A 25,390-nucleotide genomic window follows, 5' to 3' on the forward strand; every position below is an offset into this window, starting at 1 on the left:
TGTGCGCTTAGGCGCGTTTGGCCAGCCACTGTTCGGCGGCAGTGAGGGCTGCCTCTATCTGCTCGCGGGCGACGCCGCCCTTGGCAACTCGCTTGGCCAGGGTCGCCTCCAGCTCCAGGTTCGGGTAGACATCCTCCCCCACCACGGGGCTGAAGCGCTGGAACTCAGTGAGGGAGAGCTCTTCCAGCGGCTTCTTCATCTGGATCGCGTAGACCACGGTCTCGCCGACGATATGGTGCGCCTCGCGGAACGGGATCCCCTTGGCCACCAGATAATCTGCCAGCTCGGTGGCGTTGGCGTAGCCGCCCTGAGCCGCCGCCATGGTGCGCTCGCCATTGACCTTCAGATCGATCAGCACCAGCGCCGCCATGTCGAGGCAGTCGTGCCAGGTGTCGAGGGCATCGAACAGCCCCTCTTTGTCTTCCTGCATGTCCTTGTTGTAGGCCAGCGGCAGCGCCTTGAGGCTCATCAGCATGCCCAGCTGGGCGCCGACCACCCGGCCGGTCTTGCCACGGATCAGCTCCAGCGCATCCGGGTTCTTCTTCTGCGGCATCAGCGACGAGCCGGAGGTGACTGCATCGGAGAGCTCGACAAAGCCCGCCTCGCCGGTGTTGTAGAAGATGAGGTCTTCGGCAAAGCGCGACAGGTGGGTCATGGAGAGGGATGCCACGTGCATCAGCTCCACCACGTGATCCCGATCGGAGACCGAATCCAGGCTGTTGCGGGTGGCACCGGCAAAGCCCATGTCGAGCGCCAGCGCTTCACGGTCGATGGCGTAGGCGGTGCCCGCCAAGGCGCCGCAGCCGAGCGGGCTGGTGTCGAGGCGTTTGAGGGCATCCAGCAGCCGAGAGTAATCCCGCTCCAGCATCTCCACATAGGCCAGCGCCCAGTGGGCGTAGGTGACCGGCTGGGCCCGCTGCAGGTGGGTGTACCCCGGCAGCACGGCGGCCTGATTGGCGCGGGCGGAGGCCACCAGCCCCTGTTGCAGGGCGGTGATGGAGCCGAGCAGCAGCTCACCCTGCGCCTTGCACCAGAGTTTGAGGTCGGTGGCGACCTGATCATTGCGCGAGCGGCCGGTGTGCAGCTTCTTGCCAAGATCGCCGACGGCGGCGATAAGCTGGCTCTCGACCCAGGAGTGGATGTCTTCGGCATCCGAGCTCAGGATCTGCTGGGGATCCTGCTGCACCGAGGCGAGCAGTACTTCCATCGCCTGCTGCAGCTTGCCCTGCTCATCGGCAGTCAATACACCCACTTTCACCAGCGCTTTGGCCCAGGCCATGGAGCCCTGAATATCCTGCTCCGCCAGCCGGTAATCGAACCGCAGCGAATCGTTGAACTGCTTGAACCGGCTATCGGCTCCCTGACTGAAGCGTCCACCCCAAAGTGCCATACTGCTCTCCTTGTATTACTGCAGCTGTTTACATACAGCTTGCTTATTGCTTGTCTCTAGTCGTGATCCCGGTAGTACTAATCACAACAATTTTGTCGGGATGCTCACGCATCATATCTGCAATTTTGTAGCATTTGAGATGCTCACGTATTTTTGGAGCTGGATGCTCTTCTAACCAACACTCGGTAATCTCTAATAGAAGATTTTTCTTTCCCGACTTGATTTTGAACAAATAGTTTCCTGTGGTGTAAATCTGCTCACAGGTTGGCTCACCAACCTCAGGAAAACTCTCTTGCAGATAATCGCTAACAGTCTTGAATTTCTCTTCGGTCATCTAGTACCCCCGTATCAAAAAATTAAGGGGGATTTCTCCCCCTCTCTTTATCGGTTAGCCGTGGGTATGATCACCACCGATGGCCTGATGCTGCTCCTTCATGGCGCGGATCCGGCTGGCCAGGGTGTAGAGACGGATAAAGCCTTCTGCGTGGCTCTGGTCGTATACTTCGTCGGCGCCGAAGGTGGCGAAGTCTTCGGAGTAGAGGCTGTTCGGCGACTTCTTCTGCACCGCGGTGACCTGACCCTTGTACATCTTCAGCACCACTTCACCGTCGAGATCTTCGGCGATGGCGTTGGCAGAAGCGACAATGGCCTTGCACAGCGGGGTGAACCAGCGACCGTCATAGACCAGGTGGGAGAACTCGGCACCCAGCTTCTCCCGCCAGGCGCGGGTCGGGCGATCCAGTACCAGCTCTTCCACGGCGCGCAGCGCGGCGACCATCACGGTACCGCCCGGGGTCTCGTAGCAACCACGGGACTTCATGCCCACCATCCGGTTTTCGGTGATGTCGATACGGCCCACGCCGTGCTTGCCAGCACGCTCGTTCAGGGTCATCAGGATCTGGTGCGGGCTGAGCGGCTGGTCGTCAACGGCCACCACTTCACCCTGGGCCACGGTCAGCTTGACGTACTCCGGCTGATCCGGTGCCTGTTCGGCGGAAACGGTCCACTGCCAGACCGCTTCGGACGGCTCGTTCCAGGTGCTCTCCAGCTCGCCACCCTCGGTGGAGATGTGCCAGGCGTTGGCATCGCGACTGTAGATCTTCTTCAGGGTCGCCTTGCAGGGGATCTGACGGGCTTCCAGGTAGGCCAGCAGATCTTCCCGGGAACGCATGTCCCAAAGACGCCAGGGGGCGATCACTTTCAGCTGGGGCGCCAGCGCGGCCACCGCACCTTCGAAACGCACCTGATCGTTGCCCTTGCCGGTGCAACCGTGAGAGATGGCATCGGCCCCTTCCGCCAGTGCCGCCTCGACCATCGCCTTGGCGATCACCGGACGGGCCATGGAGGTACCCAGCAGGTAGGTGCCCTCATAGACGGCGCCGGTCTTCAGGGTCGGGTAGACGTACTCTTTGACGAACTCTTCCCGCAGATCCTTGACGATGCACTTGGTGGCGCCGGAGGCGATGGCTTTTTGCTCGATCCCTTCCAGATCGTCACGCTCCTGACCGACGTCGGCGACGAAGGCGATGATCTCCGCGTCATAGTTTTCCTTCAGCCAGGGAATGATGGCCGAGGTATCCAGTCCGCCCGAGTAAGCCAGTACGATCTTGTTGATTCCGCTCATTTACTTCTCTCCATGATGATTCGATAAAAGGGTGTGATTTGGGGTCGGTTGCCGTTATTTGTGCCCAAGCAGGGTCAGCAGCACGGCGTTCTGGATATGCATCCGATTTTCAGCCTCGTCCATGATGAGGGAGCCAGGCCCGTCCATGACCTGAGAGGTGATCTCCAGCTCCCGGTGCGCCGGCTGGCAGTGCAGCACATGCTGGATGCCGGTGCGGTCGAGCAGGGCCTGGTTGATCTGATAAGGCATAAAGATATCTTTTACCTGCTCCATTGGCGTGTTGTCACCCATGGAGACCCAGGTATCCGTGTAGGCCACATCAAACCCTTCGATGGCGGCCACGTCGTCGCTGATGTGGATGGTCGCACCGGACTGGGCCGCCAGCGCCTGGGCCTGCAGGAAGATCTGGGTATCCGGGCCGTGGCCTTTCGGGCAGACCAGGGTCACGTCGGTGCCCAGCGTCGCCCCCAGCAGCAGCAGGGAGTGGCTGACGTTGTTGCCATCGCCGAGATAAGCCAGCTTCACCTTGGACAGATCCCCGTAGTGCTCGCTGATGGTCATGAAGTCCGCCAGCCCCTGACAGGGGTGGTAGAGGTTGCACAGGCTGTTCACCACCGGCACAGTGCCGTGCTCCGCCAGCTCGACCAGGGTCTGGTGATCGAACACCCGGGCGACGATGGCGTCGCACCAGCGCGACAGGTTGGCGGCGAAATCCTTCACCGATTCGCGCTTGCCGAGCGCGCCGTTCTGCTGATCCAGATAGACGCTGTGGCCGCCCAGTTTGGCGATGCCGATGTCGAAGGTGACCCGGGTGCGCAGGGAGGGTTTCTCGAACAGGGTCACCACGCTCTTGCCCGCCAGTGCCTGGCCGTACTTTTTCGGATCGGCCTTGACCGATTTGCCCAGGGCGATCAGCGCCTCGATCTGGGCCTTGCTCAAGTCGCTGTCTTTCAGAAGATGTTGCATCGGATGTTCCTTGTTCCGGTAGAGATCAGAGAGAGACCTGGGTGCCAACCGCACCGCCGGCCAGCAACTTGAGCAGCTGATCCGGGTAGCGCCAGCTGGCGACACAGACCGGTTTGCCCAGGGTCTCGGCGGCATGCAGGGCGGCTTTCACCTTGACCGCCATGCCGTCGCTGATCACCCCCTTCTCCATCAGATCCAGCGCGGTCACTTTGTCGAGCTGGGGCACCAGCTTGCCCTTGCCATCCAGGATGCCGCTCACGTCCGACAGCATCACCAGATCGGCGCCGAGGGCCTCGGCAATGGCGGTGGCCGCCTGATCCGCGTTGACGTTCATCAGCTGGCCATCGGCGGTGATGCCGATGGAGCTCACCACCGGCAGGAAGCCCTGAGCGAGGATCCCCGCCACCAGTGCCGGGTTGCCCGGCTGGCAGTCACCGACCGCGCCGAGTGCCGGGTCGAGCTGGCTCACCTGGCACAGACCGCCATCCGCCAGACAGAGCCCCACCGCCGGGATGCCGGTGGCGATGGCCTTGGCCATCATCTGCTTGTTGGCGGTACCGGCCAGTGCGCCGGCGATAAACGGGATCTGCTCGAACGGGGTCACCCGCAGACCGTTCTTCTTGGTGGAGGTGAGACCCAGCCCCTTGAGCAGGTCATCCACCAGGCAGCCGCCGCCGTGCACCAGCACCAGGGGTCTGTGCTGCTCGTCCAGAAAGCTTTTGAGGGTGGCGAACAGGGCGGTCAACGCCTCGTCGTTCTCGATCAGTGCGCCGCCCAACTTGATTACCAGAGTCTGCTTGTTCATCGTTGCGATCCTTCCTTGAGTCCTTAAATCAGGCCGGTGGCCGGTTCAAATCCGAATTTGATATTTATGCACTGTATGGCCTGGGAGGCGGCGCCCTTGAGCAGGTTGTCGATGGCGGATACCACCACCAGCATGTTGCCCTGCTGTTGCCAGGCAAGGTCGCAATACGGGGTGCCCGCAACACCGCGAATGGAGGGCATCTGGCCGGTCAGACGCACCAGCGGCTTGCCCTCGTAGGCCTTGAGGTAGGCCTGATCCACCTGGGTCGGCGTCACGCCGTCTGCCAGCTGTACATAGATGGTGGCCAGGATGCCGCGCACATAGTTGCCAAGGTGAGGCTGGAACAGCACCTCCTTGCCGAGGTGATGGCTGATCTCCGGCTGGTGCCTGTGATTGAAGGTGCCGTAGGGGTTGAGGCTCACCTCGCAGAAGCTGGTGTTGATGGCCGCCTTGCGACCGGCACCGGAGACCCCGGAGACGGCGTTGATGATGGGCTGCCACCCCTTGGCGATGAGACCGGCCTGCTGCAGCGGCTTGAGGGCGCACAGGGAGGCGGTCGGGTAGCAACCGGGCACGGCAATCAGCTGGGCCGCCTTGACCGCTTCGGCATTCCACTCGGCCAGGCCGTAGGCGGCCTGATCCAGCCACTGCTCGCTCTCATGGGTGAAGCCGTAGTAGGAGGCGTAGAACTGCTGATCCCTGACCCGGAAAGCACCGGAGAGATCGAACACCGGCAGCCCCTTGGCGAGAAACTTCGGCGCAAGCTCGGCGCTCACCTCGTGAGCGGTGGCCAGCAGCACCAGATCGGCCTGGGTCAGGATCCGGGTCATGCCATCCTCGTCCAGCGGCAGCAGCGGCTGATCCAGCGCACCGACCCACTGGGGGTGCAGAGAAGAGAAACGCTTGTGGGCGTCCTGGCTGCCGGCGGAAACATAGAGGCCGAACAGCTTGAGTTGTGGATGGTTCTGGACCAGGGCGGCCAGCTCGGCTCCCGCGTAGCCACTGGCACCGACGATAACGGTGTTAAGCATGTTGAGTATTCCAAGTCAGAGTTCGAGATTCACAGCATGGTGCTGCGGTGCACAAGGGGGTTCGATGCCCCATGCACGAGTGCGGAGGGGCAATTCAGGCGGGTGTGTGTCGTCGGTTATAGATCAGGTGACAGAACATTAACTTTCCCTTACAACTAGAAGCCTTGTCGATGAGCCACGTATTCAGGCAAACTTACAGAATATTCATGCACTCACTTTGCATTTGTATTTTCTAACAGAAACATTCCGGGGAAGCAAGGAGGAGCAGGTGGCCAATCTGGATTTTTTTTCACTCTACAAGAATATTATTGCGATTCCGTCCATCAGCAGCACGGATCCCCGCTGGGATCAGAGCAATGAGGCGGTGATCCGGCTGCTGGCCGACTGGTTCGGTCAGCTCGGCTTCCAGTGCGAGGTGACCGCCCTGCCCGATCTGCCGGGCAAGTTCAATCTGGTGGCGACGATAGGTCAGGGTGAAGGGGGGCTGCTGCTGGCGGGCCACACCGATACGGTGCCGTTCGATGAGGGCGCCTGGCGCAAGGATCCCTTCAAGGTGACCGAAGAGGGCAACCGCCTCTATGGCCTCGGAACCATCGACATGAAGGGCTTCTTCGCCTTTATCGTCGAGGCGCTCAAGCAGATCGATCTCAAGACCCTCAACAAGCCGCTGCGCATCCTGGCTACCGCCGATGAAGAGACCACCATGGCGGGGGCCCGCGCCATCGCCGCCGCGGCTGAGCTGAAACCCGACTACGCGGTGATTGGCGAGCCGACCGGACTGGTGCCGGTGGTGGCCCACAAGGGGCACATGTCAGAAGCCATCCGCATTACCGGCAAGAGCGGTCACAGCTCGGATCCCGCCAACGGCGTCAACGCGCTGGAGATCATGCACCAGGCCATGGGCCAGGTGCTCAAGCTGCAGCACAGCCTGAAGGAGAAGTACGCCGACCACAGATTCGCCGTGCCGCAGCCGACCCTGAACCTCGGCTACATCCAGGGGGGCGACAGCCCGAACCGTATCTGCGGTTGCTGCGAACTGCACATCGACATGCGTCCCACCCCGCAGGTGGGCCCAGACGAGCTGATGGGCATGCTCAAAGAAGCGCTCTCCCCCATCGAGATCCACCAGCCGGGCTGCCTGCATCTGCAACACCTGCACGAGCCGATCCCTGCCTATGCCTGCGCCGATGGCTCGGAGCTGGTGCGCGAGGCCGAGCGGGCCAGCGGTCGGGCCGCCGAATCCGTGAACTATTGCACCGAGGCCCCCTTCATCCAGCAGCTCGGTTGTGAAACCATAGTGCTGGGCCCCGGCCACATCGCTCAGGCCCACCAGCCGGACGAATATCTCGATCTGTCGTTCGTCAAACCGACCACCAGCGTATTGCAGCACCTGATCCGCCGTTTCTGCCTCTGAACTGACGGGAATGTAAGTAAGTTACATGACATCGCACCTCGGGACAGGTGATGGAAATACATGTTCTGAATCGGCCTGTTATTTGACCTTGCGCAGACAATCTGGGTAGATTGTCACCCTAAGATGACGGAGCATATGTTGTAATCGCACAACAATAAGTGAGGTCGTCTCGCACCCCGGATGGGTGTCAGGCACCAACAAGATAAGGATGTGGAATGAACGAAAAGTACGCCGCACTACGCGCCAACGTAGGCATGCTGGGTCAACTGCTGGGCAAGTCCATCAAGGATCATCAGGGACAGGCCTTCCTCGACAAGATCGAAACCATTCGCCAGCTGGCCAAATCCTCCCGCAAAGGCAATGAGACGGACCGGGAACGTCTGCTCGACACCCTGCGCAACCTGAGCGACGACGAGCTGCTGCCGGTGGCCCGCGCCTTCAGCCAGTTCCTCAACCTGGCCAACGTGGCCGAACAGTTCCACACCATCTCCCGTCGCTGCGAAGAGCAGGTCTGCACACCGGATCCGCTGGAGCAGATGTTCGACAAGCTGAAAGCCTCCAACCTGTCGCAGGAGGCCATCATCCAGGCCGTGCGCGAGCTGGACATCGATCTGGTGCTGACCGCCCACCCCACCGAGGTGACCCGTCGCACCCTGATCCACAAGCACGTGCAGCTCAACGACTGCCTCGAGGCGCTGGAACTCTCCGATCTGCTGCCCCGCGAGCGGGACAAGATCCTCAATCGCATCGAACAGCTGGTCAACCAGGCCTGGCACACCAACGAGATCCGCGAACAGCGCCCGACCCCGGTGGACGAGGCCAAGTGGGGCTTCGCCGTGGTGGAAAACAGCCTGTGGCCGGCCATCCCCGAATTCATGCGCAATCTGGACGAGCGGCTGCAACACCACCTGGGTGTGCGGCTGCCGCTGGATGCCGCGCCGGTCAAGTTCACCTCCTGGATGGGCGGTGACCGCGACGGCAACCCCTTCGTCACCGCCAAGGTGACCGCCGAAGTGCTGGAGCTGGGCCGCTGGATGGCGGTGAGCCTGTTCTACAAGGACATCAAGGAGCTCACCTCCGAGCTCTCCATGTCCGACTGCACCGACGCCGTGCGCGAGCGAGTCGGCGATCACCCCGAGCCTTACCGCGCCCTGGTACGCGAGCTGCGCGAACAGCTGCGCGAGACCCAGGAGTTCCTGACCGCCAAGGTGCAGGGCCAGGCGAGCGAGAGCCGGGATCTGGTCAAGACCACCGCCCAGCTGCGCGAGCCGCTGGAGCTCTGCTACCACTCTCTGCACGCCTGCGGCATGGGCAACATCGCCGACGGCATGCTGCTTGACGTGCTGCGCAAGCTGGCCTGCTTCGGCATCCACCTGGTCAAGCTGGACATCCGTCAGGATGGCGAGCGTCACGGCCAGGTCTTCTCCGAGCTGACCCGCTACCTCGGCATGGGCGACTACGCCGAGTGGAGCGAGGATGACAAGCAGGCCTTCCTGCTCAACGAACTCAACTCCCGCCGCCCGCTCATCCCGAGCGACTGGGCGCCGAGCGACGAGACCCGCGAGACCCTGGATACCTGCAAGGTCATCGCCCAGCACGATCCCGATGCGTTCGGCATCTACATCATCTCCATGGCTGGCGCACCGTCCGACGTGCTGGCGGTGCAGCTGTTGCTCAAAGAGGCCGGCTGCAAGTTCCGCATGCCGGTCGCCCCGCTGTTCGAGACCCAGGAAGACCTGATGGCGGGCACCGCCGTGATGGAGCGCCTGCTGTCGGTGGACTGGTATCGCGGCTACATCCAGGGCCGTCAGTACGTGATGATCGGCTACTCCGACTCTGCCAAGGACGCGGGCATGATGGCCGCCGGCTGGGCCCAGTACGCCGCCATGGAATCCCTGGTGGCACTGGCCGAGGCCAACAATCTGCGTCTCACCCTGTTCCATGGCCGTGGCGGTACCGTGGGCCGTGGTGGTGCACCTGCCCATCAGGCCATTCTGTCGCAACCGCCGGGATCCCTGCGCGGTGGCCTGCGGGTGACTGAACAGGGCGAGATGATCCGCTTCAAGTTCGGCCTGCCGAAGGTGGCCATCCAGAGCCTCAACCTCTACACCAGCGCCGTGCTGGAGGGGAACCTGCTGCCGCCGCCCAAGCCCAAGGAGTGCTGGCGCGCCGTGATGGAGCAGCTGGCCTCTGTCTCCTGCGATCACTACCGCAGTATCGTGCGCGGTCATCCGGACTTCGTGCCCTACTTCCGCGCCGCCACCCCGGAGATGGAGCTCGGCAAGCTGCCGCTCGGCTCACGCCCCTCCAAGCGCAAACCCAACGGCGGGGTCGAGAGCCTGCGCGCCATCCCCTGGATCTTCGCCTGGACCCAGAACCGGCTGATGCTGCCGGCCTGGCTCGGCGCCCACAAGGGGCTGCAGCAAGCCATCGCCGACGGCCAGAAGGGCGTACTGGAAGAGATGAGCCGTCAGTGGCCCTTCTTCCGCACCCGCCTCGAGATGCTGGAGATGGTGTTCCTCAAGGCTGACGTCTGGCTGGCCGAGTACTACGACACCCGGCTGGTGCCCAAAGAGCTGTGGGGCCTCGGCAAACAGCTGCGTCAGGAGCTTGCCGACTCCATCCAAGTGGTGCTGGAGCTGCGCCCGCAGGGCGACTTGCTCGACGACCAGCCCTGGATCAAGGAGTCCATCAAGCTGCGCAACCCCTACACAGACCCGCTCAACGTGCTGCAGGTCGAGCTGCTGGGCCGCTCGCGCAACCACCCGGAAACCCTGCATCCCGAGCTGGATCAGGCGCTGATGGTCACCATCGCCGGCATCGCCGCAGGTATGCGCAACACGGGTTGATAGTCGGGGCTATCAAGCTCCCCTCAATGACAAAGGGCGCCTCGGCGCCCTTTGTCATATCGACAGGGCCCGCTGGAGCCATGCTGCCGGAGAATCCTTGGTCGTTAGGCGTTGCCATGGAATCGCAGGGTCGATTAGCTATCAGGGGCAATCGCCCACTTTACAGCTTTAGAGGATGGTGGATGCAAGCCTGCCGGTCTTGAAGGGGTTTCGCCCGCCCTTCGGGCTGGGGCGAGTGACTTTGGAAAGACCCAAAGTCACCAAAGGTCTTCTCCCCCGCTTCTTCGCCCGACTACGTCGGGTTCCTTCGTCTCACCCGCTTGTCCGACGGCACGCACCGACGGGCCGTCCATGGCCCGGCGCTGCTCGCTCGACATCCTGTCTCGCAGCCTGAACAAGCGGGCTCGCCTCAGCGAATAAGAGGGGAAACCAATACCGTGCCCGTTCTTGGCCAGTCTGTGCGGGAGTAGTGCCCGTTCATGCTACCTGTGCAAGTCCGGTTATTACCTGACTCCTGCCAACAACCTGTTGAAGACGCTCAAAAACGGGCCGCTTACGGGATAGGGAAATCAGCCCGTAGACCTAAAAACCTGCCGCTAAACAATAAAAAGAGGCGCCACTGGCGCCTCTTTGACTGAACGGCTTGTCCGCTGTTACAGGCTGGCACAGATCTGCCAGAGGTCGTACTGGATGGCGGCGGCCGTCACTTCCCGGCCGGCGCCCGGCCCCTGGATGACCAGCGGGTTGGTGCGATAGCTGTCGCTCTCGATGGCAAACACGTTGTCGCACGGCAGCAGGTTGGCGAACGGGTGGTGCGGCTCCAGCGCCTCCAGCCCAACCCGCGCCTTGCCGTCGTGCTCGAAACGGGCGACATAGCGCAGCACCTTGCCGACCCGGCGCGCCCCCTCGAAGGCGGTCTGGATCGGGTCATCCAGTTCCTTGAGCCTGTCCATGAACTGATCCGTGCTCACCTTGCGCAGGGAGACGGGCACCAGGTTCTCCAGCTCGATGTCGGCGGAGTCGAGCTCGAAGCCCGCCTCCCGCGCCAGGATCAGCAGCTTGCGGCGCACATCCTGGCCGGAGAGATCCTCGCGGGGATCCGGCTCGGTCAGGCCGTGCTGCCACGCCTCGTCCACCAGCTCGGAGAAGGGGCGGCTGCCGTCATACTGCTGGAACAGCCAGGATAGGGTGCCGGAGAAGATGCCGGAGACCCCCTGAATGCGGTCGCCGCTCTGGCGCAGCATCTGGATGCTGGACTGGATCGGCAGGCCGGCGCCCACGGTGGCGTTGTAGCGCCACTGCACCTGATGGTCGCGGCAGGTCTGCTTGATGCGCTGGTAGAACTCGCTGTCGGCGGCGCCGGCAAACTTGTTGGCGGCGATGATGTGAATGCCGAGCTGGGCGAAGTCCGGGTAGTAGCGGCTCACCGTCTCGCTGGCGGTCATGTCCAGCGCGATCAGGGTATCGAAGCCATGCTGCTCCAGCTGGGCCAGCAGCTCGGGCCAGATCAGCGGCTTGGGATTGAAATTGTCCTGCACCTTGAGCGGATCCAGCCCCTCTTCATCCAGCAGGCCCCCTTCCGAGCTGAACACCCCGTAGAGGGTGAGCGCCAGGTTCAGTTCATGCTCGAGCCGCGCCTTCTCGCGGGCATAGAGGTTCAGCCAGTGGCCGCCGATGTTGCCCTTGCCGAACACCACCAGGCCGACCCGGTTCGGGCGGCTGAACAGGGCGCTGTGCAGGGCGATCAGCAGCGGCTCCAGCACCACCTGGCGCAGCACGGCCACCAGGCTCAGGCCATCTTTGGCCACCTGCACGAACTCCAGCGGCTGATCCGCCAGCAGCTGGTAGAAGCGGTGACACTGCTCGGCGTTGTCGGTGACGCCGGCACCCACCAGCGCCACCAGGCTGTAGCCTTCGCGCTGGATAAGAGCGGTGAAGCTGCCCTGCAGCTGGAAGTCGCGCAGCAACTCGAACGCCCCCTGCGCCACCTCGAGGGTGTAGGCGAGGCGCAGGATCCGGCGATCAGGCTGGCGCTGCAGGGTGAGCGGATTGAGGCGATGGCGGGCCAGATAAGCCTCGATGGTTGCCACTGTCTGCTCAAAATCAGTCTGCGGCAGCACCTTGAGTTCGATCAGGGCGATCTGATCCACCGAGGAGACGATGCGGGCGCCGCCGGAGCGGGGGGCACGGCGCAGGATGTGGGTGCAACCCTCGTCCGGGTTGTAGCTGCAGCGCAGGGTGAGGCGCTGGCGGCTGTCGGCCACCGGCTGCAGGGTGCGCGAGTGCAGCACCGAGGAGCCGAGGCGGGCCAGCTCGTTGGCCTCGGCGAGGCTCAGGCGCTCCAGCAGGCGTGCTTCTTTCACCCGGCGCGGGTCGGCGCTGTAGACCCCGGCCACGTCGCTCCAGATGGTGGTGGATTCGCCGTCCGCCAGCAGGGCCAACAGGCTGGCGCTGTAGTCGGAGCCGTTACGGCCGAGCAGCAGGGATCGTCCCTCCATGTCGGCGGCGATAAAGCCGGTCACCACGATGCGGCCGGCGTGCTCGGCCAGTCGCGCCTTGAGCAGTTCGCTGGAGAGCGCGGTATCCACCTTGACCAGGGCACCATCCTCGGCGCGCAGGAAACTGCGGGCATCGAGCCAGATGGCCTTGTCGCCGCGACTGGTGAGCAGGGCCGCCAACAGGCGCGCCGACCACACCTCGCCAAAGGCGAGCAGGCCGTTGCGCTCGAAGCGGTCAAACTGCCCCTCCAGGGTCTTGGCGATGAGCTGCATATCGTCAGCCAGCTGCTGGCTCAGTTCGAGGTGCAATTCCCCTTCCAGCAGGCCGTCGATCAGGCTCTGCTGATAGGCCTGCAGGGCCGAGATGGCCTCACCGGCGGCTTCATCGCCGGCTTCGGCCAGCTCCACCAGCTGGATCAGCCGGTTGGTGGTCTTGCCGGCGGCGGAGACCACCACCAGCTCTCGCCCGCCCCCCTGCTGCTCGGCTTGTTGTTCGAGAATGCTGGCGACCCGGCGGTAACAGACCGGATCCGCCAGACTGCTGCCACCGAATTTGTGGACGTGACGTCGCTTCAAGCCTGCTTCTGTTGCCACCGCGATCTCTCCTTGTTGCTGCTGTTCCATTACTTCGCCACCTGCTGTGCTTGTGCAAACGCCGCGGCCAGATCGGCCACCAGATCCTCACCGTGTTCGATACCGACCGACAGACGCAGCAGCTGGCTGCTGATGCCTGCCGCCTGCTGGGCGGCCGGGGTCATGGCCCTGTGGGTCATGCTGGCCGGATGGGCCACCAGACTCTCCACCCCGCCGAGGGATTCGGCCACCGAGAAGAGGGTGAGGGCCGCCAGGAAGGCGCGAATGCCCGCCTCGCCGCAATCGAGCTCAAAACTTAACATGGCGCCGAAACCGGACTGTTGACGGCGCGCAATGTCGTGGCCCGGATGGCTCGGCAAGCTGGGGTGATAGATGCGTTTGACCAGCGGTTGCTGCTGCAGGAAGGCGAGGATGCGGTCGGTGTTCTCCTGATGGGCGCGCAACCTGGGGGCCAGGGTGCGCAGACCGCGCAGGGTGAGGTAGGAGTCGAATGCCCCGGAGGTGAGCCCCAGACAGTTGGCCCACCACACCAGGGAGTCGGCCAGCTCGGGTTCCTTGGCGATCGCCACCCCGCCCACCACGTCGGAGTGGCCGTTGATGTACTTGGTGGTGGAATGCACCACCAGATCGGCCCCCAGCGCCAGCGGCTGTTGCAGCAACGGCGAGAGGAAGGTGTTGTCCACCGCCACCTTGGCCCCCGCCGCGTGGGACGCCTCGGCGATGGCGGCGATGTCCACCACCCGCAGCAGCGGGTTGGAGGGGGTCTCCACCCACACCAGCGCCGGCTGCTGGGCCAGTGCCTCGGCCAGTGCCGCCGCATCCCCCTGATCGACGAACTGCACCCGGTAGTGGCCCTTGGCCGCCAGGTACTCGAACAGGCGCCAGGTGCCGCCGTAGCAGTCGTGGGGGGCGATCAGCAGATCCCCCACCTTGAGCAGGGCGGTGGTGACCAGATGGACGGCCCCCATGCCGGTACCGGTCACCACGGCGCCGGCGCCCCCTTCCAGCGCCGCCAGCGCGTCCGCCAGATTGGTGCGGGTCGGGTTGCCGGAGCGGGCATAATCGTATTGACGAGGCTCGCCAAAGTCGGCAAAGGTGTAGTTGCTGGAGAGGTAGATGGGCGGCACCACGGCACCGTGTTGCTGGTCAGTCTCAATCCCGGTGCGCACTGCCAGGGTGGCCTTGTGGGTCATGTCACTCTCCTTGATGTCTCTTCACACGCTGGCATGCTGTTTCTGCCACGCGTCATCCCGCCATTGCGGGCTCATGGTGACCCACACTACGCCAGCTTAAAAAGGCCGTCAACACTTCCAGACGTCTAAATGGCTTTGCTGTTGGATTGCCATTGATTTCCTTAAGGGTTAAAATCCGCGCTCACGGCTAAACGAGAACAGGTGGATCATGGGTACAGAGTGGAACGGCGACTACGTCAGCCCCTACGCGGAGCACGGCAAGAAGAGCGAACAGGTCAAGAAGATTACCGTCTCGATCCCGCTCAAGGTGCTGAAGGTGTTGACCGATGAGCGCACCCGCCGTCAGGTGAACAACCTGCGTCATGCGACCAACAGCGAGCTGCTCTGCGAAGCCTTCCTGCACGCCTTCACCGGTCAGCCGCTGCCCTGCGACGAAGATCTGCGCAAGGATCATCCGGACAGCGTCCCTGCCGAGGCGCGTGCCATCATGGAAGCGCTGGGCAAAGAGATCGAAGATTTCGACGCCGAGTAATCCAGCAGCAGATGCCAAACAGCAAACCCCCTTCGATGACGCGGCCCCAGGCCGCGTCATCGCTATCCGCCCCTTTCAGCCTGCGTCGCTACCAGAGCGACGTCTGCAGCCACAGCCACGACCATGCCCAGCTGGTGGTCCCCCTCGAAGGTCCCATCGAGATCGAGGTGCAGGGCCAGGGGCGGCGGCTCGCGCCCGGCTTTGCCTGCATCATCGCCCCCGGTGAGCGGCACGACTACGCCGCCGATCCGGCGCTCTCGTTTCTGGTGCAGGAGAGTCACTGGCTGCCCGGAGAGCTGGGCGAGCGCCCCTTCATCGAGCTGGACGAGGCCCAGCGCCACTACCTCGCCTTCCTGCACCGCATGGTGGCCGAGGGGCGCCACGTGGCCGGCATGGAGCAGGTGTGGCTGAGTCTGCTGGCAGAGGCGCAGCAGGCAGGCTCGCGCGGCCGTGCCCGCCTCGCCCCGCGCATCGGCAAGGTGCAGCGCCATATCGAGGCGCATCTCGCCGAGCCCCTCAGCAACGAGCGGCTGGCCGCCATCGCCTGCCTCGGCCAGAGCCAGTTCAAGCACGCCTTCCAGCAGCAGGTGGGGATGAGCGTCTCCCACTACATCCGGGCGCGGCGCATGGCACTGGCGCGTACCCTGCTCGCCCACACCGCCCTGCCCGTCGGCGACGTGGCCAGCCGCTGCGGTTACCAGAATCAGGGGGCCTTCGGCGAGCGCTTCCTGGCCGAAACCGGAGTGACCCCTTCCCGCTGGCGCCAACAAAACGGCCGCTTGCCGTAACCGGGCGGCCGTTTGCCGAAGACGGCGCAGGTGGTTTCGAGGCATGCTGAGGCTCATGCAAGGTATGGGCAACGAGGAGCCAAGATGCAGACCATAAGCTGGCAGGATTTCGAGATGGTGGAGCTCAGGGTGGGCACCCTGGTGCGGGTCGAGCCCTTCCCCGAGGCGCGCCGCCCGGCCTACAAGGTGTGGGCGGATTTCGGCCCCGAGCTCGGGGTGCGCAAGAGCAGCGCCCAGATCACCGACCTCTATCGACCGGAGGCGCTGGTAGGTCGCCAGATTGTCGCCGTGGTGAACTTCCCCCCCAAGCAGATAGGCCCGATCCAGTCGGAGTTTCTGCTGACCGGCTTCTACCGGCCGGATGGCGCCGTGGTGATCGCCATCCCCGAGCAGGCGGTGGAGAACGGCGCCAAGCTCGGCTGAGGCCACAATCGGACGGATACAAGAGAGGCGACCCTGGGGTCGCCTCTCTCTTTTGCGGCTGGTTGCTCGCCGTTACTTCAGCAGGCTGAAAATCAGCGCCGACACCGCCAGCGAGCCGGTCAGCAGGATGAAACCGTTGGCCCAGCGCTGGCGAAAGCGCGCCAGCGTCTCCACCTTGTAGATCGCCACCACCGGCATGATGAACAGGATCATGGCGATCACCGGGCCGGAGAGGGTCTCCATCAGCCCCAGGATCCCCGGGTTGATGATGGCAGCGCCCCAGATGGAGAAGAACATCAGGGCGATGCCGAGCTTGTCCGCCTTCGCCAGCGACAGGCCGGTGGGCTTGGCGATCAGGCTTTTCAGGCTCTCGCGGGCACCGAGGAAGTGACCGAGGAAGGAGGAGCTGATGGCGATGAAGGCGATGAGCGGCCCCAGGGTCACGATCACCGGGTTGTCGGTGATGTTGGCAAGATAGGAGAGTACCGAGACGTTCTGGGCCTTGGCCTCGGCCAGCTGGGCCGGCGAGAGGCTCAGCACACAGGAGAAGACGAAGAACAGCACGAAGCCCACCAGCATGACGGTGGTGTTGCGCAGGATCAGACTGCTCTTGGCTTCCGCCTGCTCGCCGTACTCCCGGCGCTGCACGTTGGCAAAGCCGGAGATGGCGGCGGCGTGGCTGAAGGCGAACACGGTGACCGGCAGCGCCAGCCAGACGGTGTTGAGGAAGCTGCCGCCCTCCAGGCTGCCCAGCTGTGGCCACTGCCACTGGGGAATGAGGTAGCAGGAGAGCGCCGCCAGGATGGCCGCCAGCGGATAGACCATGACGGCAAAGGCGCGCAGCATTGCCTTCTCACCGGCCAGCATCACGGCGATCATGGCGAACACCAGCATGCCGGAGAGCATCACCCGGTTCGGGGTCGCCATGCCGAGCTGATTGATCATGAAGCTCTCCACCGTGTTGGTCAGCCCGACCCCGTAGATGAGCAGGATCGGGAAGATGGAGAGGAAGTAGAGTGCCGAGATGAGGCGGCCGGCCATCTTGCCGAAGTGCTCCTGGGCCACCTCGGTGAAGTCGGCGTGGGGGCGCGAAGAGGAAAGCACGAAGCGCGCCAGCCCGCGGTGGGCCAGGAAGGTCATGGGGCCGGCCAGCACGGCGACTATGATGAGGGGCCAGATCCCGCCCAGACCCAGGTTGATGGGCAGGAACAGGATGCCGGCACCGACGGCGGTACCAAACAGGCTGATGACCCAGTGGGTGTCGTGGCGGCGCCAGGGGGTGGCGCTGACGGTGGTGGAGCGGGAACCGGACAGCTCCCCTGTGACGTCTACAGATAAACTCATTACTAATTCACTTTTTGTCAGTGTTTTAATCTGAGTTCATTGTGGTTTATCGGGATTTAATTCTCAAAAATCCCCCCTGAAACATATCACTACCATTACGGGCTTCAGCCAGTGAGATTGGGAATGGAATCGGGATCACATAAATGAGTAAAACTAAATTCAGTCAATTTAGTGAAATTTAAAACCAAATTTTTATTCATGGTCAATTTTTTATTTTGGCCAAATGATCGTTTGCAGAATTACCTGAAAAATCGTGCCATTCCGCCGCCCTCTCTTGTGATGATTCACTGTCATTCCCGCGCTTTGCCAGCGGATATTCCTGTTCATCCCCGATAAAACCAGCGGATCACACCATGCAATCAGGCGGCCATGGGGCCGCCTGATTGCCGTCAACGATGACCTGTTTACCCGCTCAATGGGCCAGAATGCTGCCCCAGGCGAGATCCGGATCCCCCATCACGATGAAGTCCGGGTTCTCCAGCGACTCCGTCTCGTTGTAGCGCAGCGGCTGCAGTGCCAGGCTGAGGATGCGACCACCGGCCGCCTCGACGATGCACTGGGCGGCGGCGGTGTCCCACTCGCCGGTGGGGCCGAGCCGCACGTAGCAGTCGGCCGCACCTTCCGCCACCAGACAGGACTTGAGCGAGCTGGAGCCGAGCGGGATCAGCTCGTAGTTGATGGCCGGGTTGAGGCGGCGGGTCAGGTTCTCCAGCTTCTGGCGGCGGCTGATGGCCACCACCAGCGAATCGGGCTGATCGTGTTCGTGGTGCATGGCACTGATGGGGTGCACCTCGCCGTTCGCCTCCTTGAAGGCACCATGGCCGCGCACCGCCCAGTAGAGCACGTCCGACTCGGGGGCATAGATGACACCGAGCACCGGCACGTTATCCTGTACCAGGGCGATCAGGGTGGCGAAGTCACCGCTGCCGGCGATGAACTCGCCGGTGCCGTCGAGGGGATCCACCAGCCAGTACTGACGCCAGTTGGCGCGCTGACTGAAGGGGATGTCGGCCGCCTCTTCGGTCAGCACGGGCACGTGGGGAGTGAGCGCCGACAGCGCCTGTTTGAGGTAGGCATCGGCAGCAAGATCGGCACTGGTGACCGGGGTCGCATCCTCCTTCAGCTGACGCTCGAACTGACCGCCGTGATAGATTTCGTGAAGGATCCGGCCCGCTTCGCGCGCGATCTCCTTGACCCCCGGCACCCAGGCCAACAACTCCTGCATCTTGTCATCCTCTGTATTCAAACTGCCCCTGCGGGCTACTCTGCCTGCTCCGCCAGCCAGCGTTGGGCCAGCAGCAGCGCACTGATGCTGCGCGACTCGGTGAAGTCAGGGCGCGCCAGCAATTCGTCGATCCGGTTCAGCGGCCAGGGGATCACCTCGAGGGGCTCGGGCTCGTCCCCCACACGCTGCTCGGGGAAGAGATCCCGCGCCAGCAAGATGTCCATCCGGCTGGAGAAGTAGCCCGGCGCCAGCGACACCTGCTTGAGCAGGGTCAGGCTGTTGGCCCCGAAGCCCGCCTCCTCCATCAGCTCCCGGTTGCCCGCCTCGAGGGCATCTTCACCCGGGTCGATCAGCCCCTTGGGAAAGCCCAGCTCGTAGGAGTGGGTGCCCGCCGCATACTCGCGCACCAGCAGCAGGGTGTGGGCATCGAACAAGGGCACCACCATGACGGCGCCCCGGTTGCCGCCACGCATCCGCTCGTAGACCCGCTCCTCGCCGTTGGAAAACTTGAGGTGGAGCGACTCCACCTTGAACAGCCGGCTCTCGGCCACGATCTCGGCCTTGAGGATCTCCGGCTTGCTCTTGTCGTGCGCCATGGTGTCGACGCTGAGGTGGACGGGTTTGCGTTGGTGGTGATCACTCATCGGGGCTGGCTGCTCGTTAAAAAATCGTGTTTCAAGAGTAAACGACTCCCCTCTCGAACACCACGGGGCAAGGGTGGGAAAGCGGCGGGAAAAATCCGTTATAATGCCCGCCCGTTTCGACCCGACCACCGAGGCCCCATGCCGACCCCACTGCCCTGGCACCAGATAGACACTGTCCTGCTCGATATGGATGGCACCCTGATCGATCTCCATTTTGACAACCACCTCTGGCAGCAGCTGGTCCCCGAGCGCTATGCCGAACGACTCGGCCTGCCGCTGGCCGAGGCCAGAGTGCAGATCGAGGCGCACTACCAGGCCGTCAGCGGCACCCTCGACTGGTACTGCGTGGATTACTGGAGCGAGACGCTCGGGCTCGACATCCGCGCCCTCAAACAGGAGATCCTGGCCAAGATCCAGTGGCGCCCCAACGTCGTCCCCTTCCTGGCCGCGCTCAAGGCCGCCGGCAAGCAGCTGGTGCTTTTCACCAATGCCCACCCCGCCAGCCTGTCGGTCAAGGATGCGCACCTCGGCCTCGCCGAGCACCTCGATCTGATGGTGAGCACCCACGAGCTGGGCTGGTCGAAGGAGAGCCAGCGCTGCTGGCAGGCGCTGGCCGAGCGGCTGGCGTTCGACCCGGCTCGCACCCTGTTCGTGGATGACAGCGAGCGGATCCTGCACGCCGCCGCCGATTACGGCATCGGCTACCAGCTCGCCATCCAGAATCCGGACAGCCGGCAGCCCGAGCAGCGCATCACCGCCTTCCCGGCGATCCGCGACTACGCCGAGCTGTTGCCCCTCGGCACCTGATACGCTCAAGGCCCTCATCGCGAGGGCCTTGTCATATCAGCTCAGCAGCCAGTCCGCTGATTAAAGCCCTCAGGCCGCATCGCCCGGGGCCAGTACCCCCATGCCGGCCAGGTAGTCGAGGGCGTTTGGGGTGAAGCCGATCTCCGCTAGGTGCGCCGCCGTGAAGGGGGCGCGCTGCAGGGGCAGGCCGCGGCTCACCCGTTCCATCCAGTCCGGATTGCCGATCGCCGCCGTGCCCACCGCTACCAGATCGGCGCCGCCGGCCAGGGCCAGCTCGGCCGAATCTGCGTCGTGGATCTTGCCCGCCACCATGAGCGGCACCCGCCCGGCCAACCCGACCCGCACCGCCTCCAGCAGGGCGCCGCCGTCGGGATCCCCCGCCACCGCCTTGAAGCTGTCCCCCATGGAGAAGTGCAGGTAGTCGATCCCCTCGTCCGCCAGCAGGTGCGCCACCGCCAGCTGATGGGGCAGCGCTATGCCCTGGATATGGGCATAGTTTTCGGGGGAGAGGCGCACCCCGACCAGAAATTCCCGGGGCAGGCGGGCGCGGATGCCGCGCACTATCTCCACCAGGATCCGCGCCCGGTTGGCGATGCTGCCGCCCCAGCGGTCGGTGCGACGGTTGTGCAGGGGGTTGAGGAAGTTGCAGAGCAAGAAGTTGTGGGCCCCGTGCAGCTCGACCCCGTGCAGGCCGGCGCCATGGGCCCGCTCGGCGGCGCCCACGAAGGCCTCGATCAGAGTAAGAATTCCCTCCTCACTCAGCCCCTTGACCCCGAGCGGGTGGCGCCCACCCGGCGCCAGCTCGCACGGGCCGACCGGCGCCCCGTCGTTCAGTTCGGGCAGGGCCCGCATCCCGCCGTGATGCAGCTGCACCACCGCCAGCGCCCCGGCCTGCCGCACACTGTCGGCCAGGGCCGTGAAGGCCTGCTGCTGGGTGTCGGTCATCAGGGCCGGCTGCCCCGCCCAGCAGCGTCCGCCGGGCTGTACCTGGGTGGCGGCGGCGATGAGCAGGCCGAAACCGCCGCGGGCGCAACGTGCCAGCCAGTCGAGCTCGGCCTGAGCGGGATCGCCGCCGGCCCCGCTCATGTTGTGGGTCAAAGGGGCCAGCACGGCCCGGTTTTTGAGCCGCAATCCGGCCCGTTCGAAGTGGAAGCTGTTGCCAAGTGCCTTGTTCATCGCCCTCTCCCGGGATCGCAATGGAATGTCGCCACTATAATCCCGGGCATTCAGGATATAATCAGGCACACAAGCAAGGCATTCATTCCCAGCAAGACACAATAGGTCACCCCTCATGCGTCACCACAAGCTCGACACCCTCTACCTGATGCGCCTGCTGGTCGCCATCGTCCGCTGCGGATCCTTCGCCGCGGCGGCGGCCCAGCTCGGCATCACCCCGAGCAAGGCCTCCAAGGATCTGCGCCACCTGGAGCAGAGCCTCGGCAACACGCTCCTGAGCCGCACCACCCGCCGGGTGCAGCTGACCGACGCGGGGGAGCTCGCCTACCGCCAGGCCGACCAGATGATCGCCCTGCACGAGCAGTTGCTGGACGGCCTGCAGCGCCGCCGCTCGGCCCTGTGCGGGGAGCTGCGCATCACGGCGCCGGATCTGTGGGGTGAGGTGGTGCTGACCCCGGTGCTGCTGCGCTTTCGCGCCGACCACCCAGAGGTGCGGATCATCGCCGATTTCAGCAATACCCCGGCCGACCTGCTGCGCGACAACCTGCACGTGGCGTTTCGCAGCACCGAGCTTGGCAGCCAGCCCTATTTGGCACGCCCCATCGGGGTGGACGATCTGGTGCTCTGCGCCAGCGCCGACTACCTGGACCGCCACCCGCCCTTGCGCGAGCCGCAGGATCTGCAGCAGCACCCCCTCATCACCCGCTGCCAGGAGTACAGCCGCCACGAGCGCTGGACCCTGCTTGCCCAGGGGCGCGAGATCCCGCTGGAAGTGGCGGGCGAGCTGGCCTTCAGCAGCAAGAAGGCGATTCACCAGGCGATGCGCCAGGGGCTGGGGATCGCCCGCCTGCCGCGCTACCTGGTGGCGGCCGAGCTGGCCGAGGGGGTGGTGCGCGAGGTGCTGCCCGACTACCGTCCCAAGGGGACCGGCTTCTATGCCCTCTACACCCAGCGCCGGGCCGAGTCGGCCCTGGTCGGCCACTTCCTCGACTACGTCATCGAGGCGCTCACCCCCTCATGAGCGGATCACCAGGTGGTACTGCTTCTTGCCCCGGCGCAGCAGCAGATAGCGGCCGAACAGCCAGTCGCCGTCGGTCACTTGCCCATCCTGGCGGATTGCACCGTTGAGGCTGACCGCCCCCGCCGCCAGCAGCTCGCGAGCGATGCGCCTGGAGTTCGCCAGGCCGCACTCCACCAGCAGGGTCACCAGATCCGTTTCCCCCTCGATGGGGCTGCTCGGCAGGCCATCCTGGGCCAGCTGGGCCAGATCGCTCTCGCCAAGGCATGCCACCTCGCCGCTGAACAACAGCTCGCTGATGCGCCGCGCCGCCGCCAGCGCCCCTTTGCCGTGCACCAGCTCGGTCAGCTCGTCAGCCAGCACCTGCTGGGCCAGCTTGCGCCCCTGCCGCTTGGCATCCTCCGCCTCCAGCGCCTCAATCTCGGCCAGCGCCATAAAGCTGTAGTAGCGCAGGAAGCGGTAGACATCCTCATCCGCGGTACCGAGCCAGAACTGGTAGAAGGCGTAGGGCGAGGTGAGCGCCGGATCGAGCCAGATTGCGCCGCCCTCGGTCTTGCCAAACTTGGTGCCGTCCGCCTTGGTGATGAGCGGCAGGGTCATGCCATAGACCTGGGCCTGATTGAGCCGCCGGGTGAGATCCATGCCGCTGGTGATGTTGCCCCACTGGTCGTTGCCGCCTATCTGCAGGGTGCAACCGAGGCGCTGGTTGAGCACCGCGAAGTCCTGGGATTGCAGCAGGGTGTAGGAGAACTCGGTGAAGGAGATGCCCTGATCCGGGCGGGCGAGGCGCTGGCGCACTGACTCGCGGGCCAGCATGGCGTTGACCGAGAAGTGCTTGCCGATGTCCCGCAGAAAATCGAGGGCGGACATCTGCCCCATCCAGTCGGCGTTGTTGACCAGCAGCGGCGCCGCCAGCCCTTCGCTCGCCGGCAGCAACGCTTTTATCTGGGCCGACAGGCTGGTCACCCAGCCCTGCACCGTCTCGGCGCTGTTGAGGCTGCGCTCGCTTGCCTTGAAGCTGGGATCGCCGATCAGGCCGGTGGCACCGCCCACCAGGGCCACCGGGGTGTGGCCCGCCAGCTGGAAGCGGCGCAGCATCAGCAGTGGCACCAGATGGCCGATATGCAGGCTGCCGGCGGTGGGATCGAAGCCGCAGTAGACGGTGCGAGGGCTGGCTAGATGGTCGGCCAGCGCCACCGGGTCGGAATTCTGGGCCACCAGGCCGCGTCGGGTCAGCTCATCGAGTAGGTGGGGGTTGATCATGGGTGCTCCAACAGCAGGGGAAAAGCCCACATCCTCGCCGCTCTGGCTCGCATCGAATATGTCCCCCAGGGGACAGTTTTGCCACTCCCGTGCTAGCATCCGGCCATAGTGTGACCATCGCACAACCATCGCGGGAAGCCCGCCACCCGGAACTTATCGCCATGACCCAACCCCTCACCGCAGATTCGCTGACCACGAACCTCACCGCCGTCGTCGATGCCCTGCATGGCAGCGGCTTCCCGGCAGCCCTGGTGCGCCTGATCCAGCAGCAGGTGACGTTCGACTGCGCCCTGCTGCTCGGGGTGGGGCAGCGCCCCGTCTACCTCTACGACAACCTGCACCACCAGCGGGCCCTGCTGTTCGATCGCTACCTCACCCGTCACTTCAGCCAGGATCCCTTTATGCAAGCGCTGGAACAGGGTCTGGGGGCCGGGGTCTGGACCCTGGCGCAGGTGTCGCGGGGGCGGCTCGACCCCGAGTATCGCCACCACTTCTATCAGGTCACCGGCTGGCAGGAGGAGGTGGGGCTGATCCTGCCGGTACGGGACGGCCTCACCCTGATGCTGTTTCTCGGGCGACTCGACAAGCGCAGCTCCCTCAGTCGTGACGAACTGGCCCGACTGGATGCGCTGTTTCCGCTGGTGCATTCGCTGTGCCGCCAGCACTGGCGGGAGGGAGCCGCGTTGCTGGCCCAGAGCCCGGCACTGCCGGGTGGCGCCGATCTCAAGGCAACGGTGGAGCAGGCCATCGCCAGCGTGGGGGGCGCAAGCCTCACCCGCCGCGAGCGTCAGGTGGCGGGATTGCTGTTGCAGGGGCTCGACACCGAGGCCATTGCCGGAGCGCTTGGCATCGGCAGCGGCACGGTGAAGAATCATCGCAAGCACCTCTACGCCAAGCTGCACCTGCGCTCACGGGCCGAGCTGTTCCGCTTCTTCCTCAATCACCTCATCACGGCGCCGGCCGGCACCTCCCCATAACGACACCACCCCGCCGAGGCGGGGTGGTGTCGATGCTTGCCAGCTCAGACGGCAACGCCGTCAGATACGGCCCTGGTAGCGCAGCGGGAAGCGCCCCTGACCATCGGGCTGGCCGAGGAAAGGCAGCCCCTGCTTCATCTGCTCCGGCAGTTCGGGCCCGGGTTTCAACGTGCCCTGGAACAGATACTGGCGATTGGCCTGCAGCTCCAGCTTGCCCTGCACCTGTACCGCCTCCGAGCCCTGCTTGAGCTCGGCCACCAGCCGGGAGTCGATGCAGGTCAGCTTGATCTCGGGATCCCCCAGCACCAGCTTGCCGGCCGGGGTATCGGCATCGGCCCCGTACCAGTAGAGGTTGCCGTAGAGGTTGTCGCACCAGGGGTTGCCCTGGGCAAACTGATCGAGCTTGAGCTGCAACTGGCCAGCCACCGTCACCGGCACGGGCAGTTGCATCGGCACCCGCGCCAGCAGCCAGGGGGCCGGCACGTTGAGGGTGATGTCGCGGCCGAAGGCGGCGCCGCTCCAGCCGACCACCCCCTGCCCGTTGAGGCCGCTGCGCTCGCCAAAGCGCAGGGAGACCTCAGGGGCAAAGCGCAGCAGCGACCAGCCGTTGAGCTCCCAGCGCAGCTGGGTCAGCGACTCGCTGGCGTATTGCAGGCGAGCAACCTGGCCGCTCCAGAGGGTGCCGCTCACCCCTTCCAGCTGCACCAGGGGCGGCAGCGGCAGGTAGCGCACCACCAGAGAGGCCGGCAGCTTGGCCAGCAGGAAAACCAGATAGGCCGCCAGAAACAGCACGGCAATCAGCACTCTTTGCTTCATAGAAAACGACTCG

Annotated in this window: 22 protein-coding genes; 8 read left to right on the forward strand and 14 right to left on the reverse strand. The window is 64.4% G+C overall.

Annotated elements, in window-relative coordinates; genetic code table 11:
- Positions 1-7: 7 nt before the first annotated feature.
- Genes argH through argC form a run of 6 tightly spaced genes read right to left on the reverse strand, consistent with a single transcriptional unit; the run spans position 8 to position 5,816 of the window.
- A complete protein-coding gene (argH, locus tag AB5Y98_RS13765; RefSeq protein WP_368232097.1) occupies positions 8-1,390 on the reverse strand; it encodes an argininosuccinate lyase in 1,383 nt (460 codons plus the stop codon).
- A 43-nt stretch (positions 1,391-1,433) separates the two neighbouring features.
- Positions 1,434-1,724: a hypothetical protein gene (locus AB5Y98_RS13770; protein ID WP_368232098.1), complete on the reverse strand. Its 291-nt coding sequence runs from the start codon at positions 1,722-1,724 to the stop codon at positions 1,434-1,436.
- A 54-nt stretch (positions 1,725-1,778) separates the two neighbouring features.
- On the reverse strand, positions 1,779-3,014 hold the full coding sequence (locus AB5Y98_RS13775; protein ID WP_010635203.1) for an argininosuccinate synthase: 1,236 nt from the start codon (positions 3,012-3,014) through the stop codon (positions 1,779-1,781).
- Positions 3,015-3,068: 54 nt separating this feature from the next.
- Positions 3,069-3,980 (reverse strand): ornithine carbamoyltransferase, encoded by a 912-nt coding sequence (locus AB5Y98_RS13780; protein ID WP_026139149.1) that lies wholly within the window; start codon positions 3,978-3,980, stop codon positions 3,069-3,071.
- 25 nt (positions 3,981-4,005) lie between these two features.
- Complete coding sequence (argB, locus tag AB5Y98_RS13785) at positions 4,006-4,785, reverse strand: acetylglutamate kinase (RefSeq protein ID WP_208200186.1); 780 nt, start codon at positions 4,783-4,785, stop codon at positions 4,006-4,008.
- Positions 4,786-4,808: 23 nt separating this feature from the next.
- Positions 4,809-5,816, reverse strand: coding sequence for an N-acetyl-gamma-glutamyl-phosphate reductase (gene argC / locus AB5Y98_RS13790; protein ID WP_368232099.1), 1,008 nt, complete (start codon positions 5,814-5,816; stop codon positions 4,809-4,811).
- Between the two features lie 268 nt (positions 5,817-6,084).
- Between argC and argE the strand changes: the two genes are divergently transcribed.
- Both argE and ppc read left to right on the forward strand, forming a co-directional pair.
- On the forward strand, positions 6,085-7,230 hold the full coding sequence (gene argE, locus AB5Y98_RS13795) for an acetylornithine deacetylase (RefSeq protein WP_368232100.1): 1,146 nt from the start codon (positions 6,085-6,087) through the stop codon (positions 7,228-7,230).
- Positions 7,231-7,445: 215 nt separating this feature from the next.
- Positions 7,446-10,079 (forward strand): phosphoenolpyruvate carboxylase, encoded by a 2,634-nt coding sequence (gene ppc, locus AB5Y98_RS13800; protein WP_010635208.1) that lies wholly within the window; start codon positions 7,446-7,448, stop codon positions 10,077-10,079.
- Between the two features lie 653 nt (positions 10,080-10,732).
- Here the strand turns inward: ppc and AB5Y98_RS13805 are convergent.
- Entirely contained in the window at positions 10,733-13,201 is a 2,469-nt protein-coding gene (locus tag AB5Y98_RS13805; RefSeq protein ID WP_270829011.1) for a bifunctional aspartate kinase/homoserine dehydrogenase II, read from the reverse strand.
- Positions 13,201-14,364 (reverse strand): cystathionine gamma-synthase, encoded by a 1,164-nt coding sequence (metB, locus tag AB5Y98_RS13810; RefSeq protein ID WP_368232101.1) that lies wholly within the window; start codon positions 14,362-14,364, stop codon positions 13,201-13,203. The genes AB5Y98_RS13805 and metB overlap by 1 nt, the downstream gene beginning before the upstream one ends.
- Before the next feature lie 208 nt (positions 14,365-14,572).
- Here metB and metJ point away from each other — a divergent pair, with 208 nt between their 5' ends.
- From metJ to AB5Y98_RS13825, 3 genes are all read left to right on the forward strand, one after another.
- Positions 14,573-14,896 (forward strand): met regulon transcriptional regulator MetJ, encoded by a 324-nt coding sequence (gene metJ / locus AB5Y98_RS13815; protein ID WP_005308521.1) that lies wholly within the window; start codon positions 14,573-14,575, stop codon positions 14,894-14,896.
- Positions 14,897-14,931: 35 nt separating this feature from the next.
- Positions 14,932-15,684 (forward strand): helix-turn-helix domain-containing protein, encoded by a 753-nt coding sequence (locus AB5Y98_RS13820; RefSeq protein WP_368232102.1) that lies wholly within the window; start codon positions 14,932-14,934, stop codon positions 15,682-15,684.
- A gap of 84 nt (positions 15,685-15,768) precedes the next feature.
- Entirely contained in the window at positions 15,769-16,107 is a 339-nt protein-coding gene (locus AB5Y98_RS13825) for a tRNA-binding protein (RefSeq protein WP_368232103.1), read from the forward strand.
- Positions 16,108-16,179: 72 nt separating this feature from the next.
- Here the strand turns inward: AB5Y98_RS13825 and AB5Y98_RS13830 are convergent, their stop codons facing one another.
- The 3 genes from AB5Y98_RS13830 to nudE form a co-directional block, all read right to left on the reverse strand.
- On the reverse strand, positions 16,180-17,451 hold the full coding sequence (locus AB5Y98_RS13830; RefSeq protein WP_368232104.1) for an HAAAP family serine/threonine permease: 1,272 nt from the start codon (positions 17,449-17,451) through the stop codon (positions 16,180-16,182).
- A 412-nt stretch (positions 17,452-17,863) separates the two neighbouring features.
- Positions 17,864-18,676, reverse strand: a complete 813-nt coding sequence (gene cysQ, locus AB5Y98_RS13835; RefSeq protein ID WP_005308514.1) for a 3'(2'),5'-bisphosphate nucleotidase CysQ — start codon at positions 18,674-18,676, stop codon at positions 17,864-17,866.
- Positions 18,677-18,711: 35 nt separating this feature from the next.
- The gene (nudE, locus tag AB5Y98_RS13840; protein ID WP_054544019.1) at positions 18,712-19,320 is read right to left on the reverse strand and encodes an ADP compounds hydrolase NudE; all 609 of its coding nucleotides are present in this window, start codon (positions 19,318-19,320) and stop codon (positions 18,712-18,714) included.
- 138 nt (positions 19,321-19,458) lie between these two features.
- Between nudE and yrfG the strand changes: the two genes are divergently transcribed.
- Positions 19,459-20,127: a GMP/IMP nucleotidase gene (gene yrfG, locus AB5Y98_RS13845; protein ID WP_368232105.1), complete on the forward strand. Its 669-nt coding sequence runs from the start codon at positions 19,459-19,461 to the stop codon at positions 20,125-20,127.
- 69 nt (positions 20,128-20,196) lie between these two features.
- On the opposite strand, the gene AB5Y98_RS13850 is transcribed toward yrfG, so the two are convergent.
- On the reverse strand, positions 20,197-21,303 hold the full coding sequence (locus tag AB5Y98_RS13850) for an NADH:flavin oxidoreductase (RefSeq protein ID WP_368232106.1): 1,107 nt from the start codon (positions 21,301-21,303) through the stop codon (positions 20,197-20,199).
- Positions 21,304-21,418: 115 nt separating this feature from the next.
- Here AB5Y98_RS13850 and AB5Y98_RS13855 point away from each other — a divergent pair, with 115 nt between their 5' ends.
- On the forward strand, positions 21,419-22,324 hold the full coding sequence (locus tag AB5Y98_RS13855) for a LysR family transcriptional regulator (RefSeq protein ID WP_368232107.1): 906 nt from the start codon (positions 21,419-21,421) through the stop codon (positions 22,322-22,324).
- On the opposite strand, the gene tyrS is transcribed toward AB5Y98_RS13855, so the two are convergent.
- Positions 22,319-23,584: a tyrosine--tRNA ligase gene (tyrS, locus tag AB5Y98_RS13860; protein ID WP_368232108.1), complete on the reverse strand. Its 1,266-nt coding sequence runs from the start codon at positions 23,582-23,584 to the stop codon at positions 22,319-22,321. The genes AB5Y98_RS13855 and tyrS overlap by 6 nt on opposite strands.
- 161 nt (positions 23,585-23,745) lie before the next feature.
- Here tyrS and AB5Y98_RS13865 point away from each other — a divergent pair, with 161 nt between their 5' ends.
- Positions 23,746-24,561, forward strand: a complete 816-nt coding sequence (locus tag AB5Y98_RS13865; RefSeq protein WP_368232109.1) for a LuxR C-terminal-related transcriptional regulator — start codon at positions 23,746-23,748, stop codon at positions 24,559-24,561.
- A gap of 60 nt (positions 24,562-24,621) precedes the next feature.
- Here AB5Y98_RS13865 and exeN read toward each other — a convergent pair whose 3' ends face one another.
- Positions 24,622-25,377, reverse strand: a complete 756-nt coding sequence (exeN, locus tag AB5Y98_RS13870; RefSeq protein ID WP_005308499.1) for a GspN family type II secretion system protein ExeN — start codon at positions 25,375-25,377, stop codon at positions 24,622-24,624.
- Positions 25,378-25,390 lie beyond the last annotated feature (13 nt).

Source organism: Aeromonas sp. s3 (assembly GCF_040907805.1).
GTDB classification, from domain to species: Bacteria; Pseudomonadota; Gammaproteobacteria; order Enterobacterales; family Aeromonadaceae; genus Aeromonas; species Aeromonas dhakensis.

Coding starts and splice junctions, on each gene's coding strand:
- argH (WP_368232097.1), bottom strand. CDS start 1,390: ATGGCACTTTGGGGTGGACGCTTCAGTCAGGGAGCCGATAGCCGGTTC.
- AB5Y98_RS13770 (WP_368232098.1), bottom strand. CDS start 1,724: ATGACCGAAGAGAAATTCAAGACTGTTAGCGATTATCTGCAAGAGAGT.
- AB5Y98_RS13775 (WP_010635203.1), bottom strand. CDS start 3,014: ATGAGCGGAATCAACAAGATCGTACTGGCTTACTCGGGCGGACTGGAT.
- AB5Y98_RS13780 (WP_026139149.1), bottom strand. CDS start 3,980: ATGCAACATCTTCTGAAAGACAGCGACTTGAGCAAGGCCCAGATCGAG.
- argB (WP_208200186.1), bottom strand. CDS start 4,785: ATGAACAAGCAGACTCTGGTAATCAAGTTGGGCGGCGCACTGATCGAG.
- argC (WP_368232099.1), bottom strand. CDS start 5,816: ATGCTTAACACCGTTATCGTCGGTGCCAGTGGCTACGCGGGAGCCGAG.
- ppc (WP_010635208.1), top strand. CDS start 7,446: ATGAACGAAAAGTACGCCGCACTACGCGCCAACGTAGGCATGCTGGGT.
- AB5Y98_RS13805 (WP_270829011.1), bottom strand. CDS start 13,201: ATGGAACAGCAGCAACAAGGAGAGATCGCGGTGGCAACAGAAGCAGGC.
- metB (WP_368232101.1), bottom strand. CDS start 14,364: ATGACCCACAAGGCCACCCTGGCAGTGCGCACCGGGATTGAGACTGAC.
- metJ (WP_005308521.1), top strand. CDS start 14,573: ATGGGTACAGAGTGGAACGGCGACTACGTCAGCCCCTACGCGGAGCAC.
- AB5Y98_RS13820 (WP_368232102.1), top strand. CDS start 14,932: ATGACGCGGCCCCAGGCCGCGTCATCGCTATCCGCCCCTTTCAGCCTG.
- AB5Y98_RS13825 (WP_368232103.1), top strand. CDS start 15,769: ATGCAGACCATAAGCTGGCAGGATTTCGAGATGGTGGAGCTCAGGGTG.
- AB5Y98_RS13830 (WP_368232104.1), bottom strand. CDS start 17,451: ATGAGTTTATCTGTAGACGTCACAGGGGAGCTGTCCGGTTCCCGCTCC.
- cysQ (WP_005308514.1), bottom strand. CDS start 18,676: ATGCAGGAGTTGTTGGCCTGGGTGCCGGGGGTCAAGGAGATCGCGCGC.
- nudE (WP_054544019.1), bottom strand. CDS start 19,320: ATGAGTGATCACCACCAACGCAAACCCGTCCACCTCAGCGTCGACACC.
- yrfG (WP_368232105.1), top strand. CDS start 19,459: ATGCCGACCCCACTGCCCTGGCACCAGATAGACACTGTCCTGCTCGAT.
- AB5Y98_RS13850 (WP_368232106.1), bottom strand. CDS start 21,303: ATGAACAAGGCACTTGGCAACAGCTTCCACTTCGAACGGGCCGGATTG.
- AB5Y98_RS13855 (WP_368232107.1), top strand. CDS start 21,419: ATGCGTCACCACAAGCTCGACACCCTCTACCTGATGCGCCTGCTGGTC.
- tyrS (WP_368232108.1), bottom strand. CDS start 23,584: ATGATCAACCCCCACCTACTCGATGAGCTGACCCGACGCGGCCTGGTG.
- AB5Y98_RS13865 (WP_368232109.1), top strand. CDS start 23,746: ATGACCCAACCCCTCACCGCAGATTCGCTGACCACGAACCTCACCGCC.
- exeN (WP_005308499.1), bottom strand. CDS start 25,377: ATGAAGCAAAGAGTGCTGATTGCCGTGCTGTTTCTGGCGGCCTATCTG.